The organism is Acidicapsa dinghuensis (assembly GCF_025685685.1).
Taxonomy (GTDB): Bacteria; Acidobacteriota; Terriglobia; order Terriglobales; family Acidobacteriaceae; genus Acidicapsa; species Acidicapsa dinghuensis.
Window position 1 is genome coordinate 80,121 of the sequence record NZ_JAGSYH010000007.1, and the last position, 21,823, is coordinate 101,943.

The 21,823-nt window shown below is 56.9% G+C and carries 13 protein-coding genes; 4 read left to right on the forward strand and 9 right to left on the reverse strand.

Going from position 1 to position 21,823, the window contains the following annotated elements; all coding sequences use genetic code 11:
* Window positions 1–102: 102 nt before the first annotated feature.
* Together OHL22_RS20000 and OHL22_RS20005 are read right to left on the reverse strand one after the other, a co-directional pair.
* Complete coding sequence (locus tag OHL22_RS20000; RefSeq protein WP_263341321.1) at window positions 103–561, reverse strand: GNAT family N-acetyltransferase; 459 nt, start codon at window positions 559–561, stop codon at window positions 103–105.
* Window positions 562–672: 111 nt separating this feature from the next.
* Window positions 673–1,092 (reverse strand): OsmC family protein, encoded by a 420-nt coding sequence (locus OHL22_RS20005; protein ID WP_263341322.1) that lies wholly within the window; start codon window positions 1,090–1,092, stop codon window positions 673–675.
* 442 nt (window positions 1,093–1,534) lie between these two features.
* Between OHL22_RS20005 and OHL22_RS20010 the strand changes: the two genes are divergently transcribed.
* Window positions 1,535–2,356: a class I SAM-dependent methyltransferase gene (locus OHL22_RS20010; protein ID WP_263341323.1), complete on the forward strand. Its 822-nt coding sequence runs from the start codon at window positions 1,535–1,537 to the stop codon at window positions 2,354–2,356.
* A gap of 441 nt (window positions 2,357–2,797) precedes the next feature.
* Here the strand turns inward: OHL22_RS20010 and OHL22_RS20015 are convergent, their stop codons facing one another.
* From OHL22_RS20015 to OHL22_RS20025, 3 genes are all read right to left on the reverse strand, one after another.
* Window positions 2,798–3,832, reverse strand: a complete 1,035-nt coding sequence (locus OHL22_RS20015) for a 6-phosphofructokinase (RefSeq protein WP_263341325.1) — start codon at window positions 3,830–3,832, stop codon at window positions 2,798–2,800.
* Window positions 3,833–3,961: 129 nt separating this feature from the next.
* Window positions 3,962–6,091 (reverse strand): alpha-amylase family glycosyl hydrolase, encoded by a 2,130-nt coding sequence (locus OHL22_RS20020; RefSeq protein ID WP_263341327.1) that lies wholly within the window; start codon window positions 6,089–6,091, stop codon window positions 3,962–3,964.
* Window positions 6,092–6,255: 164 nt separating this feature from the next.
* Entirely contained in the window at window positions 6,256–7,446 is a 1,191-nt protein-coding gene (locus tag OHL22_RS20025) for a pyridoxal phosphate-dependent aminotransferase (RefSeq protein ID WP_263341328.1), read from the reverse strand.
* Window positions 7,447–7,553: 107 nt separating this feature from the next.
* Between OHL22_RS20025 and OHL22_RS20030 the strand changes: the two genes are divergently transcribed.
* The gene (locus OHL22_RS20030) at window positions 7,554–8,207 is read left to right on the forward strand and encodes an HAD family hydrolase (RefSeq protein ID WP_263341329.1); all 654 of its coding nucleotides are present in this window, start codon (window positions 7,554–7,556) and stop codon (window positions 8,205–8,207) included.
* Here OHL22_RS20030 and OHL22_RS20035 read toward each other — a convergent pair.
* Window positions 8,204–9,742: an ATP-binding protein gene (locus OHL22_RS20035; RefSeq protein ID WP_263341330.1), complete on the reverse strand. Its 1,539-nt coding sequence runs from the start codon at window positions 9,740–9,742 to the stop codon at window positions 8,204–8,206. The two genes, OHL22_RS20030 and OHL22_RS20035, sit on opposite strands and share 4 nt — an antisense overlap.
* A gap of 211 nt (window positions 9,743–9,953) precedes the next feature.
* Between OHL22_RS20035 and OHL22_RS20040 the strand changes: the two genes are divergently transcribed.
* Window positions 9,954–10,670: a response regulator transcription factor gene (locus tag OHL22_RS20040; RefSeq protein WP_263341332.1), complete on the forward strand. Its 717-nt coding sequence runs from the start codon at window positions 9,954–9,956 to the stop codon at window positions 10,668–10,670.
* A 227-nt stretch (window positions 10,671–10,897) separates the two neighbouring features.
* Here the strand turns inward: OHL22_RS20040 and OHL22_RS20045 are convergent, their stop codons facing one another.
* Window positions 10,898–14,824, reverse strand: a complete 3,927-nt coding sequence (locus tag OHL22_RS20045) for a choice-of-anchor D domain-containing protein (protein ID WP_263341333.1) — start codon at window positions 14,822–14,824, stop codon at window positions 10,898–10,900.
* A gap of 534 nt (window positions 14,825–15,358) precedes the next feature.
* On the opposite strand from OHL22_RS20045, the gene OHL22_RS20050 reads away from it, so the two are divergent.
* The gene (locus OHL22_RS20050; protein WP_263341334.1) at window positions 15,359–19,501 is read left to right on the forward strand and encodes a protein kinase domain-containing protein; all 4,143 of its coding nucleotides are present in this window, start codon (window positions 15,359–15,361) and stop codon (window positions 19,499–19,501) included.
* Between the two features lie 255 nt (window positions 19,502–19,756).
* Here the strand turns inward: OHL22_RS20050 and OHL22_RS20055 are convergent, their stop codons facing one another.
* Together OHL22_RS20055 and OHL22_RS20060 are read right to left on the reverse strand one after the other, a co-directional pair.
* Window positions 19,757–20,272, reverse strand: a complete 516-nt coding sequence (locus OHL22_RS20055; RefSeq protein WP_263341335.1) for a hypothetical protein — start codon at window positions 20,270–20,272, stop codon at window positions 19,757–19,759.
* A 173-nt stretch (window positions 20,273–20,445) separates the two neighbouring features.
* Complete coding sequence (locus OHL22_RS20060; RefSeq protein ID WP_263341337.1) at window positions 20,446–21,750, reverse strand: transporter; 1,305 nt, start codon at window positions 21,748–21,750, stop codon at window positions 20,446–20,448.
* Window positions 21,751–21,823 lie beyond the last annotated feature (73 nt).

A 21,823-nucleotide genomic window follows, 5' to 3' on the forward strand; every position in this document is an offset into this window, starting at 1 on the left:
GCAGAATTTCACATCGGACGAAGCTTCTTGGCAAAACGACAGCGGGGATTTCGTCCTTTCGCAAAGCCAGCGCCTCAAGCCCCTCGGAGTCTTGCCAACATCTTACTCTGCGATCGCCTTCTCATAACGAAACCCATGCTGGTTGCGCCCATAGAAGTGCTTTGCAGTGGCTACACTTCTATACCCGCATCGCTCATACAAGGCAATCCCCGCGGTATTGGTCTCTTCCACGTGCAGCGCTATACGCAACTTCTCCGCTCTGCGCGCACTCTCCTCTACGCGTTCCATCAGCTTTCTAGCCACTCCGAGCCCGCGATACTCCGGTAAGACTTCAATCGTCCACACATACGCGGCATCGGCATCATCTTCATCCATCAACGCCACAATCGCGAATCCGCAAACAATCCCATCGGCAACGCCAATCCATGTCCGGCACAACTCGCTTGTTGTTAGCTCGCATATCAGCCTCTTGCTGAATCGCACCGGTGGAGCAAAACACTGCTCTTCAATCGCACACACCGCCTTGAAATCCTCTGCCACAAAAAGCCGTGTCTCGATCATCTATCTGCCTTCATTCCGGTACAGCAAAGCCACACAATCTTTACGCCGAAATCTCATCCCGATTGCTATACATCTCTGCCCTCTAACAGAGACAGAACCTAAGCAGCGGATTCAATTCCCCGGCTCAGCCCAGACAAATTCAATCGGCTTCTGCACATCCGGATGCAGGCTTCGATGCACCGGGCAAGTGTGCGTCGCGCGCTCCAGCTTCACCCGATTCTCCGCACTCACAACATGCGGCACATGAATCTTGACCCGCAGCGTGTGAATCATGCGCACCGGCACGTTAGCCATCTCTTTTTCTACCGTCGCCGTCGTACCAGCCAGCTCGATCTCGAGCGTCCGCGCCATAATCCCCATCACCGTCAGGATGCAGCTGCCAAGCGCAGCCGCTACCAGATCCGTTGGCGAAAAGCTTTCGCCACGACCTTGATTATCCTTCGGCGCATCGGTTGTCAGCATTGTTCCCGATGGCCCATGCACCGCCTTGCAATGCAGATCCCCCTGATATTCCAGCTCGATAGAAACCATATCTATTCCTCAAAGAAAATCGCCTCAACACAGGCACGAAAGCGATCAGAATTCATCTGCCCTGCAGCTATACGCAAAAAAAGCCCGGCGCCCCTCAAGTATTGCAGGGGCACCGGGCACGTGAGAACCGAAGCTTGACCTTCGCCTCAAGATCTCTGATCACGTCAAAGAATCGCTGATCCAACCGGCGATTCGTCGCAATCACCTCTTAGATCGCGATGTCCGCGCCCTTCAGCAAAATCATCGGCACCCAGAATCTGGAACCAACCTTCCCGTCGCAAAGCTCAGTCCAGACCATTTTTTTGAAGCTGATTTAACGTAGAAATAACAGCTTTAAGGCATACCAGGCCTTGAGTATGTAAGCTGGCTTTGAACGCCGTGTCATCGTGTACAGTGATTCAGAAAATGCATTCAGCCAACCAGGAGGCGTGACTGGAATCCTATGCAGCAATTGGCTTACGACGACAACTGGCCTGAGTTATGGAAATATACCTTTATCTACGATTCGTTGGAGTTGTGGGGAAGCCGGAAAGATCTAGGCTATAGCTACCAATATCGAAACCGGCATCAATGGATTCTGAACGCTGTAGAGGAATTACTGCCTTCCGGAAGTGAAATCCTCGATGTAGCTGGCGCCAGCGGCAACTTCACGTTGCCTCTTGCAGAGAAGGGATATCGCCTGACGTGGAATGACCTGCGAATCGATATGGCCGGTCTGGTCCAAAAAAAATATGAATTTGGCCAGATCGACTATGTGCCTGGGAATATCTTCGAACTCGCCGATACCTGGGCTGGTCGCTTCGATGGAGTTCTCGCTACGGAAGTGATCGAGCACTTTGCCCATCCTGATCAATTCCTCCAGGTCGCCGCAAAAATACTCAAACCCGGCGGTTTTCTGTTCTTAAGCACTCCAAATGGCCGGTACTTCCGATTTAATCTTCCCCGCTTCAGTGATTGTCCCGATCCGTCAGCCTTTGAGGCCGTACAATTCAAACCCAATTCCGACGGCCATATTTTCCTTTTGGACATCGAAGAATGCCGGATGCTTGGTGACAAGGCCGGCCTCAGGACCGAGCGCATTGATCTGATGTCTAACCCACTCACCAGAGGCCACGTGAAACTGGGCAAACTGCTACCTTATCTTCCCGAATCCCTTGTTCTGACCCTCGAATCGGGAACTCGCAAGCTTCCCCGCCCGTTGCGCGATAAATTGCATTGTCAGATGACCACAGTGATGCGAAAACCTGCCGCTTCAGCCCACTAGTACTTGCCAATCACTTGGCATCCGTAGGCCTATCGAAGATTTGCTTTCTTTGAAGCAGCCCGCACTGATCGCGATTACATAGATTCTGCGCAATCCTGCAGAACCCTCAACCTGCTTTCATAAAAACGTGATCGCGCTCGCCATCTGTACCGCTCAAATACTTCAATAGTCCAGGCATCCATCGCGCCTGCCTCTTCTTCGTGCAGCTCACAATCGCAAAACCTGCTGGAGTATCGTCCAAAAGACCAACAAGAGTCCAGCAGCTCAGGTCCATCCTGAGAGACAGTAGCATCCCTCTGTTAAAACGAAGAGGAGGCGCAGAGCGCCTCCTCGATTACATACACAACAGGCAGATCAGGTTCTTCAAATGGCTGTACCGTCACAATTGGATCTGACTCAAGTACCGCCGCTCGAATCTTTCTCCGCTTTCCTGATCCGAAGCTAGACCTTCGCTTCAAGATCACTGATCACATCAAAGAACCGCTGATCCAGCCGCCGGTTCGTCGCAATCGCTTCCTTGATGGTGATATCCGTGATATCGGTGCCCTTCAGCACTGCAATGCGGCCCCACTTCTGCTCATGCACCATATCGATCGCATGCAGGCCGTAACGCTGCCCCAGCAATCGGTCATACGGCGTCGGAGAACCGCCGCGCTGCGTATGCCCTAGGTTCACCGAACGCGTCTCGAAGCCAGTCTTCTTCTCGATCAGCTTGGCCAGAGCATCGCCGATACCGGAAAGCCGAACATGCCCAAATGAATCCAGCTCAGAGGTTCCAGTCACCTGGCCGCCTTCTGGCAGATGGCATCCCTCAGCCACCACAACCAGGCCATACGTCTTTCCGCGATCGTAGTTGTACTTCAGCAGCGCTGCCACATGATCGATATCGATCGGCTTCTCCGGCACCAGTACCACATCCGCGCCACCCGCAACACCAGAGGCGTAAGCAATCCAGCCCGCATCCCGGCCCATCACCTCAATCACAATCACGCGGTTGTGTGAGTCCGCCGTCGTACGAATGCGATCCACAGCTTCCGTTGCAATCGACACAGCTGTGTCAAAACCAAACGTCGCATCCGTTCCATTGATGTCATTGTCGATCGTCTTCGGCACGCCCACGCCCGGAATACCCGCATCCGTCAACGCCAGCGTCACCGACTGCGTATCATCGCCGCCCAGCGCAATCAGCGCATCGATCTTGTTCGCCTTCAGGACCGATTCTACCTGCTCGATGCCGCCAGGGATCTTCTTCACATTCGTTCTCGAAGAGTGCAGAATCGTGCCGCCCTGCAGTTGAATCCCATCAATCCGCTCCAGCGTCAATGGAATCCATTTGTTATCCAGCACACCGCGCCAGCCATTCAAAAATCCAACAAACTCATCGCCGTACTTGTTGATGCCCTTCTTCACAGCGGCGTAGATCACCGCATTCAACCCCGGGCAGTCTCCGCCACCCGTCAACAGCGCAACTCGCATCGTTACTCTCCTTGAATTTGCCCTGCAAAGACTGGGAACATGTCATCGAGGGCGTCGTTGACAGTGTAATCGCTCAGCCTCGGATGGCTGGTTCGAAACAGCTCTTCAAGTACCCGGAACAGTCTGCGCTCAATACTGCCAGTTCACATTCACCGCACCGGTTCCACTTGCAGGCACCGTATAGGAATGATTCGTTCCGTTCTCCCACACCACATTTCCATTCCCCTGAATATCGATAAACTTGAACTGCACCGTCTGCCCCGCAGGTAGGCTCACGTTCAAAAACCAATTGGGATAATTCGGCGTCAACATCGGCCCAACCGCCGTCTGAAACGTCGTTCCCCAGCTGCCCAGCTCCACCGTGTTCCCCGTCACAAAAATGTAGTCTCCAGGCTGCGTCGGCGTCGCATTGTTCACCGTAAATGTCACTGGAACCAGCTTCCCCGTCAGCACCGTGAACGCAATCGTATTCGCTGCCGCGCCCACGCTGTTCTTCAACTGCACGTTATAGCTCCCACTGCTCACCGATGGCACTGTAAACGTCACCGAAGTATTCGACCAGCTCTGAATCGCCGCCGCAGTCGATCCAAACAGTACCGTTCCCTTCACCACGCCAAAACCATCACCCGCGATGGTCACTGTCATCCCTGGCTGCCCTACCCACGGCCCAATCGAACCCACCTCCGGAGCCGTCGCATTCGCCTGCACTTGCCATACCGCAACACTGTGCGGTGCAATCGTAAAATTCCCCGCCGGATTATTCCCTCCCGACCCAGCCGTCACCGTCAGCGCGCTGCCGCTTTGCAATCCACCAAGATAATCCGTGTAATTTCCAACGGGCAGCGCCGTGTACAATCCCGTCACTGGATAACTCGCCGTATCGCTCTTATTAATCGCCACCAACACCACATCATTAAAGAACTGCCGCTCGTAGATATACACATCACTGCTGATCCATCGCTGCTTCCATGTCCCATACCCAACCGCATCGTTCGCCTGCCGTAGCCCCGCAAGCTTTGTGATGATCTTGTAAGCCGCTGTCGTCGTATCGAACGCAGACATCCAAACACGGTTATACGGATCAGTCCCTGGATTTCCATCCGACCCCGTCGAGTTATTGAACAAGTACTGCTCATCTCCATAGAAAACAATCGGAATCCCACGGCAAGTCAGCAAAAAAGCCAAAGCCTCCTGCAGCCGGTTCTGGTTGTTATTCAGCGTCAACAACCGCGATTCATCCTGGCTGTCAAAGAACGTCACCAGATCATTCGGTGATGTAAAACTCGCGTTCTCCGTCCCAATCGTCGAGTCAATTTCCTGAAATCCGTTGCCATACCCAAACACATCGCGAATCGCCGTGTTCAGCGGAAAATCCAGCAGTGAAATCCCGCTGCGATTCGCAAACTTCACCGAGTCCGCATACAGCGGATCGCTTGTATTCGTCTGCATCCACTCGCCATACAAAAAACTCGGCGCGTTGTTGAAGACCGCGTTCGCAAACGAATACTCCCATCCCCACGTCACATGCTTCACCGCATCCAGCCGGAAGGCATCCACGTGATGCGCCTGCAACTGTGCCGCCGCACCCTTCAGATACGCGTCCACCGTGGAGTTTTCCTGATTCAGGTCCGTCAGGTCATCCAGCGTCAAATACTGCAACTGATATCGATCGTTGAAGTCTCCAATATCCGGATTGTGATGAAATATCCCGTTCGCATCATTCGCCGCCGAAGCCATGAACGCGCCTTGGTTATACAGCGCACCATTCTCGCCACAGTTATCCGGATTCGAATGATTGTTTGCCTCATCCACAATCAACTTCATCCCACCTGCGTGCATCGCCGTCACCAGCGCATCCAGCGCTGCAAACGAATTCGAGTTATCCCCGAAATGCTCCTCCACATTCATGAAGTCGCGATTCCAATACGCGTGATACGGAGCCGACACCACCGAACCACCGCAGTTCAGATTCTCGTTATTCACCACCGGCGACACCCAGATCGCCGTCGCTCCCATCCCCTGGATATACGCCAGCTTTTGCTGCACACCAGCCAGATCCCCACCCCAGTACGCGTGCCAGTTCGTATGGGTCGCATCAAACAACCCCGGACTCTCCGCAGGATTATCGTTCGTCGCATCCCCATCAAAGAAACGATCCGTAACAACCTGATAGATAACCTGCTTCTTGAAGTCCTGGGCTCTCAGACCAACAGCAACACCCACAATGGCAACGATGACAGAGAACGTAGAAATGCGCATGGCATGACTCCCTTTGCAATGGAATCGAAAAACCCGCACCACACAGAATGAGAAGAGATTTGCGAAAATTTGCGCAGCTACGAAGTAGCTCACACACCCGATAGAAGTGTTGCCCTGAAACTAGGTGACGTCAAGCAGAGCAGCGTTTCCCACTATCTCCAAAGTCACACAGTGTACCGTCCGCTCAGATAACTCAGCAGCTCCGTAATCCCGGCCGCAAACTCTTGTAACGGAGCCAGTAAACTCACCACTAACCATCCCGATTCAGCCATCCCGAAGAAATGCCCCGGGTGCACCCAAACCCCACAATCCAGCAACTCCAGCGCCGTTACCTCATCCAACTGCGTCGCCGGAATTCGTAACACCACGTACCATCCACCCTCCACCGCCAACCTGCTTACAAGCCCTTCGCCGCGCGCCGCGCTTGCTGCAATCTGCAGGTCCAGCTCAGCAAGATTGCCCACAACCCGCTCTCGAATCTGCCCCTGCATCTCCTCACGCCGCTCCAGCCACACTGGCAGCGCCCTCTGCACCGGTGCATTCATCGAAAGAAACGTATCCGCCACCACTTCCAGCCGTGCCATCGCCTCGCGCCATCCCGGCCCATCCGCGACAATCCATGCCGCCTTCACCTGCGGCAATCCACAAATCTTGCTGATGCCGCTTACCACAAACACCGGCACACCGATATCCCTTTTGAGAAACGTCTCCCGATCCTGCTCATCCCCGCTCATAAGCGCGTAATCGAGAAACACTTCATCCACAATCAACGCCACGCCATGTTCGCGGCACACGCGCCCAATCTCCTCAGCTTCTGCACCCTTCGTAAAATGCCCCGTCGGATTATTCGGATGCACCAGCACCAGCGCTTTTGTACGCGGCGTGATCCGTCTCTCCAATTCCGCCACATCCAACTGCCAGCCAAAGTCATACACCAGCGGAGCAGCCTCCAGCTCCACGCACTCCGCCCTCGCCAGAAAATCAAACAGCGGATAGCTCGGCTGCTGCGCCAACACCACATCTCCCGGATCGCACAGCAGCTTGAAGAGATAACTGTAAGCCTCGCTCGTGCTTGTAGTCAGCACAACCTGCTCCGCATCAACCTCGGCGCCAAGCTCCGCATAGTATCGGCACACCGCCTCCCGCGCTGCCACGCTCCCTTTTGGATTCGGATCGTAGTCGAGTGCTCGCGCATCCGCCAGCGGAGCCAGCAGATCCTCCGCATACGCAAACCCTGCGCGCGTCGGATTAGAAGCCGTCAAATCCATTACCGGCAGCCCCTGCGCCCTGCGCTCACGATATGCCTGCGCCATCTCGCTCTCGTCCGTATCCCACTCTGTGCGCTTCGAAAACATCGTCTGCTTACTACCCCTCTGTTACAACTTCGTGATCATCAGCCTCATCAAGCACAATAACAGCAGGCCGCTTTCCATCTTCCGGCCCTTACATAAAGGAGATCACGTTGCCCCTACGCGCGGTTGTCTTCGACTACGGCATGGTCCTCAGCGGCCCGCCTCACCTTGAGGCTCGGCAGGAGCTCATGCGCATCACCGGCCTTTCCGAGGCAGACCTCGAGCGCTATTACTGGGTCGACCGCCACGCCTACGACCGCGGCGATCTCACCGGGCTCGCCTTCTGGCAGCGCCTCGTCGCCGCTGCGGGCCTGCCACTCTCTGCCGCGCAAATCGACGAGCTCAATAGCTGGGACGCTCGCATGTGGACCACCACCAACCCCGCTACCCTCGCCTGGCACAAGCAGCTCAAAGCCGCAGGCTTCCGCACCGGCATCTTGTCGAACATGGGCGACTCCGTCCTCGAAAGCATCCTCGAAAACTTCGCCTGGGTCGAAGATTTCGACGTCCTCATCTGGAGCTTCCAGCACAACATGGCCAAACCCGAGCCATCGATCTACAAGTTATTGTTAGATCGCCTCGAAACCGCTCCCCAAGAAACCCTCTTTCTCGACGACAAGCTCGAAAACATCGAAGCTGCACGCGAACTCGGCATCATCGCCCTGCAGTTCTCCACCATCGATCAGCTCCGTCAGGATCTCCTCGACACAGGCCTCGATTCCGACCTGCCTCTCCCAGCTCTCGACACGACCGATATCCCTTAGCCACCCAGCGGAGCGGCATCCAACCCGCTCCCCTCCGCGCGCCTTGTTCCATCCTCCGGCGGTCGCTCCACCAGCGGAACCCACAGCCGGAAGCTGCTGCCGCCCGGCGCGCTTTCCGCCTCGATCCCTCCGCCATGTACAGATAGCAAAGCCCGCACAATCGCCAGGCCCATTCCCGAGCCCTTCACTGAACTCATTGCTGCCCCGCTGCCATTCCGTCCTCGGTAAAACTTCTCAAAGATATGCGGCAAATCGCGCCCGTCGATACCCGGCCCATCATCCTGCACCACAAAATCTAGCCGGTCCTGGCCTCTCTGACTGCGCAACACAATCTTGCTCGTCGACGGTGTATATCGAGCGGCGTTTTCCAATAAGTGCTTCATCACGCGCCCAAGCACATGCGGATCAAACCACACAGTTTTGTCTGGCTGCTGCACGTCAATAGTGACCAGCCTTGCCCCCATTTGCCTGCGGACTCCTTCTAAAACCTGCTCCAGAAATGCCCCAGCCAGCATCGGCTCCAGCCTCACCCGCACGCCGTCCGACTCGATCTCCGCCACCTCCATCGCCTCGCCAATCAGCGCGTCCAGTCTCTCGGTCTCTTCCTCGACAATCGTAGCCAGTTCCGTCCGCACGTCATCATCCAGTTGCTTCTCTTCCACGAGCGTCGTAGCCGCGGCACGTATCGCCGTCAGCGGCGTCCTCAACTCATGCGTCATGGAATCAATCAATGCGCTGCGCAGTTTCTCCGTCGCTCGCGCCGCTTCCAGCCGCGAAGACTCCTCTATCGCTTCAGCTCTGGTAATCGCGATCGCCGCTTGTGACGCAATCAGTGCTGCCACTTCTCTGGAAACCCGGTTCGGCTTCCACGCCAACACCCCCACACTCGATAACCCAAACATCAGATTGCTCGCCACATACCCATACAACAGCGGCGACGCAGCCTCCGTTCCCGGAGAAACCTGTCGTAGCATCACATGGAGCGGCCGCATATCCTCCTCATCCGCAGACGATGGAAGCGAGGAATGGACCGGCTCTTGCCCCCGTACATAAAGCAGCACACCATCCAGATCAAAATTCTGCGCCACCAGCCGGGGAATCTCACGTACCAATCCCGCCGCATCCTCGTGCAGCATCATCTCCTGGCTTAGTTGATACAGCCGCTCCGCGTGTTCTCGCCTCTCTTCCGAATACCTCCTCTGCCTCCTTGCCTGCTCCGCCACACGATTCACAATCGCGCAGGCCACCATGAAGACCAGCATCGCCAGCCAGGCCGTAGCTCCGCGTAAAGCAAACGTGCCCAGAGGTACCAGAAAGAAAAAATCAAAACAAAGCGAAGTAACAATCGCAAGATAGATCGAAATGATCGGGCCGCCAACCGTCGCCGCCCACACTACCGTCACCAGGTACAGAATTCCCGCTGACGTCGAATCGGCACGCAGCCATATCAGTGCTCCGGTCAGCGCCACTATCAGCGCCGATGCCAGCAACCAGTTTCGAACCGCTCTTTGCTTACTAAACTTGTTCAATTGCATCCGTAATCTATTCTCTCCTCATCGCTCCCCTGCATATCCTTCGCTTCTTCATCCTTACGCTTCGCTTATGCTCCTGGCCCCGCATAAAGACTATCCTCAAATCAGGCTTGGACTTGTATGCAAGTCACATGCTGTATCGTTCCTATCAAGGCTCTCCCTCGAAGCAGGCGTCCCGTGGGTCGAGCCTCCAGGATCGATACGCGAGCATAAAATGCAGGAAAGAATTCTCGTAATAGATGATGAAGCCCAGATCACACGGGTTCTACGCGCCTCGCTCACCGCGCAAGGCTATCAGGTTCGCACCGCCAACGACCCCGAGGAAGGCCTCGAAGTCTTCCGCGAATGGTCCCCCGACCTCGTCATCGTAGATTTGATGATGCCCACCATGACCGGCGTCGATGTCTGCCGCTCCATCCGTCTCCTTGGCGCAATCCCAGTCGTCATCCTTTCGGTCCGCGATCATGAACGCTCCAAAATTGAAGCCCTCGACGCCGGAGCCGATGACTACGTCACCAAGCCCTTCAAGCTGCAGGAACTGCTTGCACGCGTCCGCGCACACCTGCGCCGGGCGCCGCAGCGCAGTTCGCCGATAATCGAAGCCGGAGACTTTGTTATCGATCCAGCCTCGCACAGCATCACAGTCGCAGGCTCGCCTATCCATCTCACACCCAAGGAATTTGACCTGCTCGTCTTCTTTGCACGCAACACCGGCAAGGTCATGACCCACCGGGCCCTGCTCACCGCAGTCTGGGGAGCGCAATCAGCCCATCAGCCCGAGTACCTGCGCGTCTTCATCGGCCAGCTCCGCAAAAAGCTCGAGTCCGAAACCGGCAAGCAATACATCCAGACCGAGCCCTGGGTTGGCTATCGTTTCATCGCCGAGGGATGGAAAGACGCCCAGGAAGCAAAAGACGAAAGCGTCGGTTAAACCCGTATCTCTACTGCGCCCCAGAAACAATCGCACAACTGCTTTGAAATGTTGAACGCCCCTGTCATTCGATTGCTATGAATCGAATGACAGGGGCGTCTTGAGTGTTGCGCTACAGCATTTTCGCTTTCCGATGCTTACAACTCGAAGATCGCTGTCGCGGCTTTTCCTTTAAGAAAAGCCGCAACTGGCAGATCTCGAATGTAGAGACTTGAAGCGGAAATGCTTTAATTCACCGTCAGGGTAATGGACCCGTTGGCGGATACTCCGTTGGAGTCAGATCCACTCACCGTGAAGGTGTAATTTCCAGCCGTTGTTCCAGGGTTGCCACCGCCGCCACCGCCACTACCGCCGCCGCCGCCGCACGCAGAAAGAGTCGCCAGCGCGCCAGCCAGCAGGATCAATCCCAGCATCGACCGCCAGTTTCGTCGTCGAGCCGGAATACCCAGCAACACTATGAACGCCAGTACCGCGCCACCTGCTCCAGCCCATTTCTTCAAGCCATTCGCCGCAACCGGTCCGCCAGTCTTCGCCTGTGTCGTCGCTGCGGTCGTCGAAACAGTCACTACTCCTCCGCTACCCGAGCTCGCGCCCGCAGCAATCGTGAAGTTATTTGTGGTAATTGAGCAACTCGGCAAATCGGAAGCGCCGGTTGGGCTGCCCGTAAGCGTGCACGATTTGATCGTCACTGTTGAGGGCCCGACATATCCTGTGCTGCCCGTAGCCGTCAGCGTAAACGTACCAGCAGAACCCGGGCTCACAGTTTGGCTCGAAGCGGAAAACGCCAGCGTCGCTCCGGTTGGCTCAGTCCCGGTGCCCGTGAGGCTGACCGTTTGCGGTGATCCGCTCGCGTTGTCAGTCACGCTAACAGTGGCCGACAACGATCCAGCAGCCGTCGGAGTGAATGTGACATTGATCGTACATGCATTCCCCGCGAGCACGGTGCCCACACAATTGTCCGTCTCCGTGAATGCGGCTGCATTGGTTCCAGTGACTCCAACGCTGCTGATCACCAGGCTCGCTGTACCTGTATTCGTCAAGATTACGATCTGCGCTGTCGATGAAGTGCTCACAGCCTGAGCTGCAAAGCTCAAAGAGCTCGGTGAGAAACCAACAGCTGGAGCTGGAACGGCTCCAGTCCCCGTCAAGCTGACCGACTGCGGCGATCCCGTCGCATTATCGGTAACACTTACCGCCGCTGAGAACGAGCCAGCAGCAGTCGGCACGAAACTCACATTGATCGTGCATGACTTCCCTGCGAGCACGGTGCCCACGCAATTGTTGGTCTGGGTGAACGACGTCGCACCGCTTCCCGTAATCCCAACACTGGTGATCGTCAAGCTGGCAGTGCCCGTGTTTGTCAACGTCACGCTCTGAGCCGTCGAGGTCTCACCGACCAGGGTCGAACCAAACGTCAGTGAGCCCGAGGAGAATCCGACTGCCGGCGCAGGCACTACTCCCGTTCCAGTCAGCGCAACCGTCTGCGGTGAAGCCGTCCCGCCATCCGTAAGCGTTAAGGTAGCCGAGAAGCTTCCACCCGCAGTCGGCTTAAACGTCACATTGATCGTGCAGCTCGCCCCGATCGCTATGCTCGTTCCGCAGTTATTCGTCTCGGTGAACAAACTCGCATTCGGTCCTGAAATCACCGCCGACGTGAAGGACAGCGCCTGGTTCGAGTTATTGGACACCGTGACCGTCTGCGCGGTCGACGTAGTGTTCGTCAATACCGAGCCAAAGGCCAGAGCGGTCTCCGAAACAAAAATATCCGTATTCGGAATCGTGGTGAAGTTATTCACCACATTCGCCACATTAAGCGAGCCAAGTCCAGTTGCCAGATCGAATCCTTGTGTACCGGCCCAGCCGCTCAACACGCCAAATTCGAGACTGCTGCTTCCCGTGCAATCGCTGGTTGAGCCATACACACAGGGCATCGCATTCGTGCCTGTATCGATGTCGTAGAACGAGCAACTGGACCCCGTAAGCGGCGCTGCCTCCGTCGAACAACCGCTATAGGTCTCCTTTGCAGCGAGCTTATAAAGCGCCGCATTCGGGTTGCCTTGATTCCCCCCGGTCTTCTGGTTGATCAGCGCCATCACACCGGCCATCGCAGGCGACGCCACCGACGTGCCGCCAACTTCCAGACCCAATGCGGGCTCCGTTGCGGCGGAATAGCTGCAAGTAGCCAAAGCCGACACGCAAATTACATACGCGCTTCCTGAAAAACCATTGGAGGCAAAAAATGAAACGTCCGGAATGTCTCGTTTGCCATCCGTTGGTATTCCCGTCACGCTCGCCTGCCAGCTTGGTTTCGCATACCCGCCTGTGCAGCTGCTCGCGTGTGCGTTATCGTTCGTCGTGCAGTTGCTCACACCGCCGCTGCCACCATCAACCGACACAAAATCAGGATCAGGAGATGGACCACCCGCCAACAAATTACAGAACTGAACCGCGTTGTAGCTGGTGCTAAATTCTGAGTTATAAGAGGAAATCACCAGTGGATTCGTGCATGTGTCGTTCCACGGAATCTCGGGGATGTATCCATTTGCGCTTGCCTGCGTCGTCGAATTATTCGTCCCACTCCAATAAGTCGATTGAGTCTTCGTCGGATCCCAATAGCCCCAGTTGAAATCCGTGCCACCAACTGCTGTGTCGTAAGGAGTAGACGCCACACCGCTAACTGACAGCCCATACTCCGCCCCGTAAGGCTCTGTAGCGTTGTCGTAGGCATCGCACTCAGCCGAGCCCTCATCACCCGCAGCCGCAAACACTGCGATGCCTTCCGAAGTTGCCGTCTGCCAAAGATTGTTGTAAGCCGCATTACCTGCGGTACCCAGCCCGAGCTCACACAGACCATAGCTGACATTCATGATCGGGGCCAGGTCGTTGTTCACGATATAGCTCGCAGATATCCATACACCATCGTCCGTATATGCATTGGAAGTTCCAGAAGTCGACGCCACTAGAATGATGTGTGCTCCAGGAGCTGTTGCACCAGCCCACTCCACATCCAGGCTGTTCTCGACGAGATCGCCAGCGCATGTACTAGTGGAACTGGAAGCTCCTGGGCAATCTCCTGGATCGGTCGTCGACGGCGGAATCACCACGGAAACACCCGGCTGGTTGACATTCGGATTGGGGCTGCTAGGATATGCCGGCAACCCAAACGCACTACGAAACGCCGTCACATCCGCAAGATTGATATTGCTCCTTCCAACAATGGCAATCGTTTGCCCCGCGCCCGTAATCGGTGTGGCCGCCTGCCACAGCGGCAGCACGTTATAGATCTTCGCAAAATCGTAGGGCGCAACATCTTCGACATTCGCCTCACCACTGGTAGTTCCGCCGGTTCCAAAATCCGGCTTCAGCCCCGCCACAGCGGCATGCAAATCAGCGCCAGTCGCGTTGCCTGGCGTCACCGAAGCACCCCCCACCCGTTTCCAGGTATGCGTCTCCGCATCCATCTCCACTTGCCCACCCAACCGGTGCATCGGATGTGTGAAGAAATTATGCAGCGCCTTCACACCCACCACCACCGGAGCCAGCGCCGCCGGAATCGCCGGGTCCGACATATTCGCGACATGCGCTTCGCCCTTCACCGAGAGACGATGAATCTCCGTATGAAACGCCGACCGCACTAGCCCCGCCGTTCCACTGAACCGGATCGTCATCCGGTCTTTCGTCACCGCATCCACGGTGAATCCCTTGCTCGTCAGCCACTGTGAGATCGTATCGATATCTTCCTGCGCCGGCCCAAACTTTTGGCCGACCTCATCCGGCGTCAGCCACTGGTGATAGTTCGGCGATCCCGTCTCGTACTCGCTCTGCACAAACGCGTCAAAAGCCGCCTGCTGCTCCGCGCTGCGCTTCAACACCAGCAGCATCCCCTTCATCGGGAAATCCGCGGCAACAGCGCCCTGGTCAAACTGCGCTCTTGCCTCCGGCCGGGTGTTACCCCTCAATATCGCGAGGTTGTTCTCATTAACCGCGGCAACAATCCGCTTCACGCCCGGATAGGCGTTCGGCACATTTCCGGTGACGGCCTGCTCGCTCTGTCCTGATGGCATCGCCGCACCATACCCAGGCACCGCAGCTACAGCAAGAGACACAACAAGCGCAGAAACTACGCGGGGGAGTACCAGATTTCGACTAAGCATCGCTTACGACACCGGCCCTTTCTGTCTGAAACATACCAAGTGAATTGTTCGCCCACGATAATCAGCTTTTTAAAAAACAGACTCATCGCGAACCCAAATCACCAAAGTTGACCGGCCAGGATTACCGGTTGATCGTTCTGGCTGCCTTTCCGGAATTAGAGCAACATCCTGGAGTTTCCGGATTGGACTTCCTAGAGAACCACACCAAACTATCGTGGAGCAAGATTTTCTTCTGGCCGCTCCCCCAATCGGGGGATTGAGTCAAAATGCAATCAGCGCTTACGCCTCCACCAAGCTCGTATCGGGGCTCTTATCATAACTCTCCGCCGATTCCGGCAGACAGTCTACGCTCTGCCACTTTCGTAGTACTCTCGACTCATTGCCCCATCTTCTTATTGGCGACCTCGGCGAAGCCGTGTTACCGTCTTTGCAGAGCTAAAACAGCGCGTAAGAATACTTCAATTTGTGGCTTCCACGCTGTAACGCCAGACAGCAGGTTGTCACCTACTCCTTGGATAAGGTAAGGCCCTGACGATGGAAACAACGTCCGCTGGCGCGGGAATGATCGGCAAATATCAGATCATCCGTGTGCTCGGCCGCGGAGGAATGGGCGAGGTTCTGCTCGCTCAGGACGACCTTGGCCGCCGCGTAGCCATCAAGCGCCCATTCCGCTCCGCCCAGGATGAAGGGCTGGCCCGCTTCAAAATGGAGGCTCGCGCCTCCACCCTCACCCATCCCAACATTCCTGTCGTATACGAAATGGGCACCCACGATGGCCTGCCCTTCATCGCCATGGAGTTCGTTGAGGGCGAGCCGCTCGACAAGATCATCGCTTCCGGCAGCAAGATCAATCTGCTCACCAAGCTCAGCATCATCGAGCAAGTCTGCTCCGCTCTCGGCTACGCTCACTCCAAGGGCATCATCCATCGCGACATCAAACCGGCCAACGTCATCCTGCAGCCCAACGGCGTAGCCAAGATCATTGACTTCGGCATCGCCAAGATCACCAATGTCGAGCAGACCAGCGGTCTCACCCAGACCAGCATGATCGTCGGCTCGTTACACTACATCGCTCCCGAACGATTCAAGGGCGACGCCGTTGATGGCCGCGTCGATGTCTTCTCCGCCGGCGTCATCCTCTACCTGCTCCTCACCGGCCAGCTTCCCTTTGGCGGCGGTGAAGCGACCGCTTCCTACAAGATCGTCAACGAGAAGCACAACTCGCTCTCCGACTTCATTCGCGACTACCCGCCTGCGCTCGACCAGATCCTCGACCAGGCACTCGCAAAAGACCCCGAGGACCGTTATTCCACCGCAGAAGATTTCGCCGACGCTCTCCACGAGGTCATCGAAGAGCAGAAAAAAGTCCGTGTCTTCCAGCTCTTCGACGACGCCGAGCGCCTGACCACCGAGAGCCGCTACGCACCCGCGCTCGAGCTCCTCGACGAAGCTTTAAAGCTCGACCCAGCCAACACCCAGGTCCGCAAACTCCGCAAACTTGTCCGTGATCATCAGGACCGCGCAAAACGCGCTGATCGCCTCAAGGAGATGATTTCCAAGGCCGACGAAGCTGTTGCCCAGGAAAACTTCGCCGACGCCCTCTCCCTTCTCAAGGATGCACAGCGCCTCGACTCGGCCTCAGCCGAGATCACCAGCCGTCTCCAGATCGTCGAAGAGCGCAAGCGGCGCTACGATCGCAGCGCCGCCGCTCTTCTTGATGCAGAATCCGCCCGTAACCGCGGCGACATCACCGCGGCTCTGCGCATCGCCGAAGCTGCCCTGCAGGAAGATCCAGAGCACACCAGGCTCCTCGCCGTCCGCAGCACCCTCGCCCGCCAGCTTGAGGTCGAGGCTCAGCGTGGCAAGCTCATTTCTACCCTCGACGCCGCCCGCCGCGAGCTCACTGCTCAGAACTTTCCTGCAGTCGATCAGCTACTCGCCGAAGCCGAGGCCATCGACCCCTCCTATCCGCGCATCGAAGAGATCCGGCGCGATCTCAACCGCATTCGCGAGACAGAAGAGCGCCGCCAGCTCCTCGAGGAGCTCCACCGCCGCGTCAACGATTTCCTCCGCAACGATCAATATGATCAGGCCGTCGATCTCCTCGATCGCGCCATCGACAAGCTTCCCGGCGAAACTTCGCTGCACCGACTCAAGCTCGAGGTAGACACCGCAGCCCGCAAATTCGGTTCCAAGCTCTTCGTCGACTCTGCCATCGCCTCGGCCAAGGAAACCTTCGCCACTGCGCCCGCCGAAGCCCTCGCGGGCCTCCAGCAGGCTATCGAAAAGATGCCCGGCGAAGAGCGTCTCATCGCCTATGAGCGCCTCCTGCGTCAGCAGTACGAAGCCCGCAAGGGTGAACAGCGCCTTGGCGACTGCCTCAGCAGCGCGCGCGCACACATCTCCTCCGATCAGTTCGACAAGGCCATCGAAGTTCTCGAAAGCTACAACCTCGAGTGCGGCGAACAGGCCGACGTCGCTGGTCTGCTGGCCCTCGCCCGCAACGAGCTGGCCAATCAGCAACGCGCCGCCAACATCCGTAAGGCAACCGCCGACGCCCAATCGCTGCTCGCCGCAGGCCGCCTCGACGACGCAGCCGCGGCCCTCGAAGCCTCGGTAGCCGAAACCAAAGATCCCAGCCTCTCGCGCCTCCTCGACGAAGTGCGCGAGCAGCAGGCCGCCATCGCCCGCAAGGCCGAGCTCGTTCAGAAGCGCGCCTCCACGCTCTGGGAGCGTGGCGAGCTCGACGAAGCCCTGCGCATCCTGCAGGAGTACATCTCCACTTCTCCGCAGAACAAGCAGGTTCAGAACCTCTTCGAGTCCCTCCAGGCCGACCGCGAAAAACGCCGTCTGGCTCAGGAAGCTATCATCGCCGCACAACACGCGGTACAGATTCACAACTTCACTGCCGCAATCGACGCCCTGCAGGCCGTCATCCGTGCCTACGGCGAGTCGCCCGAGCTCACCCGCGAGATTCAGAACGTCGAAAGCGCCCGCAATGCCTACGCTCAGGAAGAAGTCGGCAAATCCATTGAGTCAGCCCGCGCAGCGCTCCTCAAGAACGATCCCAACGGCGCACTCGCCGCTCTCAAAACCACCCAGGAATGGGTAGGCTACGCCCCGGAAACCCGTCAGGCTGACTGGAAACGCATCGGTCAGGCTGCCCGCGCCGCCCTGGCCGAGCCGGGCAAGCCCATCACCGTCGCCGATCTCGATGAGCCCATCATCGCCCGTAAGACCCCCGTCTGGATCTTCGTCGCCGCCGGTATCGTCGTCGTCGCTGCCATCGCTGTCGTCGTCTTCGTTCTCAATCGCAAACAACCCACCGTCGCCACCGGCCCCACTGATGCTCACATCGTCATCGCCAAGGCTCCGCCGGGCGCGCAGGTCATCGTCGACAACAATCCGCCTATCACCATCGATGCACAAGGCGGTGATCTCTCCATCACACTCAAGCCTGGCAAGCATCACATCCAGGTCTCCAAAGACGGCTTCTCGTCCTTCACCGATGATCTTTCTCTCGGTAACGGCGAAACCTACCGCGACCCAGCCGTCCTGACCGCGCTCGGCAAGTCCGGTACCCTGATGGCATCCGGCAACGTTCCCGACTTCAAAGTCTTCGTCGATGGTGTTCTGCGCGGTAACATCCACCAGGGCAAGCCGCTGGTCATTGAGGCCGGCACGCACCACGTCCGCTATGCCGCCGCAGGCTTCAAGGATTCCGCTGACAAGACCATCACCATTGCTCTCAATCAGCAGGTAACCGACAGCTTCAATCTCGACCCGCTGCCTAAGCCGGTAGCCAACGCCGCGAATCTCATCGTGCAGTCCAATCCGGGCGCGCAGATTCTCGTGGACGGTGGCAAATACTCCGGCACTGCAAACGCCGAGGGTGAATACACCATCACCAACATCCCGCCCGGCCATCACACCATCGGCGCTAGCCTCGCCGGCTACGTCGCCGTCCCAAGCAAGGGCATCGACGTACAGGCCGGCCAGAACGCCAGCATCAACGCGCAACTGGCTCCGATGCAGCCCACAGTCGCTGATTTCCACGCCGATCCCACAACCATCGAGGAAGGCAAATCGACAACCCTTACTTGGCGCGTAGAAAACGCAACCTCCCTCAATATTGATGGCATCGGCAACGTGCCCATCTCAGGCACGCACACCGTGGAGCCCGACCACACCACGACTTACCGCATCATCGCTAACGGCAATATCGCGCTCAACGCCGTTACCGTCACCGTGCATCCCAAGCCGCAGCCAGTCGTGGTCAACAATCCGCCGCCCACACCGCAGCCGCAGCCCGTTGTGAACACCCCGCAGCCGCCCGATGCCGGCACCCTTCACGCCGCGCTCGCCGGCAGCTACCAGAACATCTTCACCAGCGTCTCGGGCAAAAATGCAAAAGAGTGCCAGAACGCCTTCAACAACTTCCCCGGCGGCGGCCTGAAAGCCCTCTCCAACTGGTGCAACGACGCCAAAGGCTTCGATGTCCAGGACAAGTGCACCGGCGCACCCGAAGGCGACGAGAACTCAGCCACCTGGGGCTGCGAAGAAGTCGTAACCATCGTCACCAAAGACGGCAACCGGCTCCCCGCAAAGCCCGTACACAAGACCTTCCACTTCGCCAGAAAAGACGGCCGGTGGCGCGTCACCGGCTTCGATCAGTAGCTTCTGCAGTTGATCTGGCTTTGGTAGCTACCGCGCCTTTGTAGTTTCCTGTGCTTTTGCAGTTGCCCTTGCTTTTCTCGCCTGTCATCCTCGAAGGGGATCCGCTTCTCCTTCGCGCGTAGCGCGAACCCATAGAACTTACGTCTCCATCGCCGCATTCTTTGCCGTAAAACGCGATAGCGAAAAGCACGTCAGACATATGTAGTGCGAAACCTCATAAATGTGTGGGTCACATCGTAGGCGAAATCCAGTGTCTCAATCGCCCTGCTGATACCATGAAAATGATTTTCCGCTCCAGTAGATCAGACCGCTAGCGCTATCGCGTTTGCCCGCCAAAATTGCTTCGCCCAAAAGGTGTGGACGAGGCCCAGATTCAACAGCGCGCTCGACCGGTTTCTTTCCATAGACCTGCCAGGTATCTAGGAAATCCAAATTTGACACCGATGAGCCGGATACCTTAAATGGAACGCCAGCGCCTAAAAATAAGAACTTATGTAGACTGCTCAACCAAATTGCCATGCCAGATTCGTTGGTAGTCTTTGATTTGATTCGAATGGCATAGTCAATCTTTCCGTCGCCATCGAAATCACCGCGCAAGTAAAACGGATTCATTGAGCCATCGAGTGTATACGACTTCGCAAACTGTCCAAGTTCGACGGACTGAAGAATGTCATTGGGAACATTCTCGACTTCCACTTCTTGCGCCTGACTCCGAAAGCAGCATAAAACGAGTGCCAGAGCTGCGACTACAAATAATTGTCGTTTCGTCATTTGCATGGTCCAATCTCGCACTGAGCGGTATACGGATCTTTGCCGGGTACCGCAGGTCTCAATTCTGAAACCTGATAACCGCCTTCGCGAGTGAGCGCGAACCCCGACAGCCGACTCCAATAAAACAGCCCGGACGGCGATGCCGTCCGGGCTGTTCCCCTTTACTTCACGATCTACGGAATAAACGCTATGCCCGCCAGCGGCACCGGATCGCTACGCAGTCCCACATTGTTGATCGGAATCAACACGTTGCCATAGAAGAGAAAATGCCGCGTCGGATGATACTTCGCACCCACGCTGAAGTTCGCCGTCGTATACGTGTTCGTCTGCGCAACCACCGAAGGCAAACTCGTCGGGGCAATCCCTGTCGGCGGAGCAGGCGCCAACGTCAGCGCCTCAGGCTGCAAAACTTTGCTGTTCACAAACTGGCTTCCCAGCACATCCGCCGCCAGCGTCAACTGGCGAAACACACGATAATCCGCGCCCGCCGCATACTGCACACCACCCGGCAACTGCGCATTCGGAGCCTGGAAAATATTCACCAGTTGCGAATCTGAATTCCACTGGTACCCGATCTTCGCATGCGGCGAAACCTTCCACCGGTACTCGAACAACCCACTCAGATTGAATCCCCACGCGCCCGATCCCAGATAGTTCAGTGCGTCACCGCTCGGGAATCGAATATCGCCGTCCACAGACACCGCTGGACGCCGCCCTTCCTGTCCCATCAGCATCTGCTTCACGCGTACCGTGACATCGCCGATGCCGCTCGCGCTGCCTGAAGTTGGAATCGACTTGTTCGGCTGGCTCTCATTGCTGTACTGCCCAGACTTCGAGTCGTAAAGATACGTCTGAAAATTCGAGGTCGTCACATTCAGCGTTACATTGTTCGCCGGCACAACCACGGTAACGTCCGTAGTCCTGGTCAATCCGTATGTCAAAACGCCCACATACTGATCGAGGTAAAAAGTTACATCTCCAACTTCACTGCCGAAGATCGTCTGCGTATCCGTAGGATCGGCCTGCGAAGGCTGCGAAATACTGTATCCAACCGGCAGCGCATCCAAATTGATCCCGTTGATCGCGTTGAAATTGAAGTGCTGGTAGCTGAAGCCCACAAACAGTCTGTGCTTGCCAACCGTATCCGGCCGGTCCGTCAGAATCGGACCCATATTGTCAAACGGCACACCAAACGGATTTCCCGATGCCTGCAGCGATACAGTACCCACGCTGGCGCTCGGCACCGGCAGCTGTGTCAACTGCGTTCCAATCGACGAATTGACCGCCGCCGAAAGGCTTTGAATCGTGGCATTGCTTTGAGCATTCTGCGCGCCGATAGCAGCCGCCGCCACCGTGGTGGACGTCGTCGGCACTTCGCACACCAGCTTGTTCGACACCAGGCAATTTACCTGCGCGAAACTGTAAGCCGTCGAACCGCAAACCAAGGAAATAAAAATAGCCAGATTTCTCGCTTTCACGGATCCCCCTTGCGCCTCTGGGCGCGAATCTTGAGCGGCGCAGGACCATCGTCCCCGACGGTCCTGCGCCGAC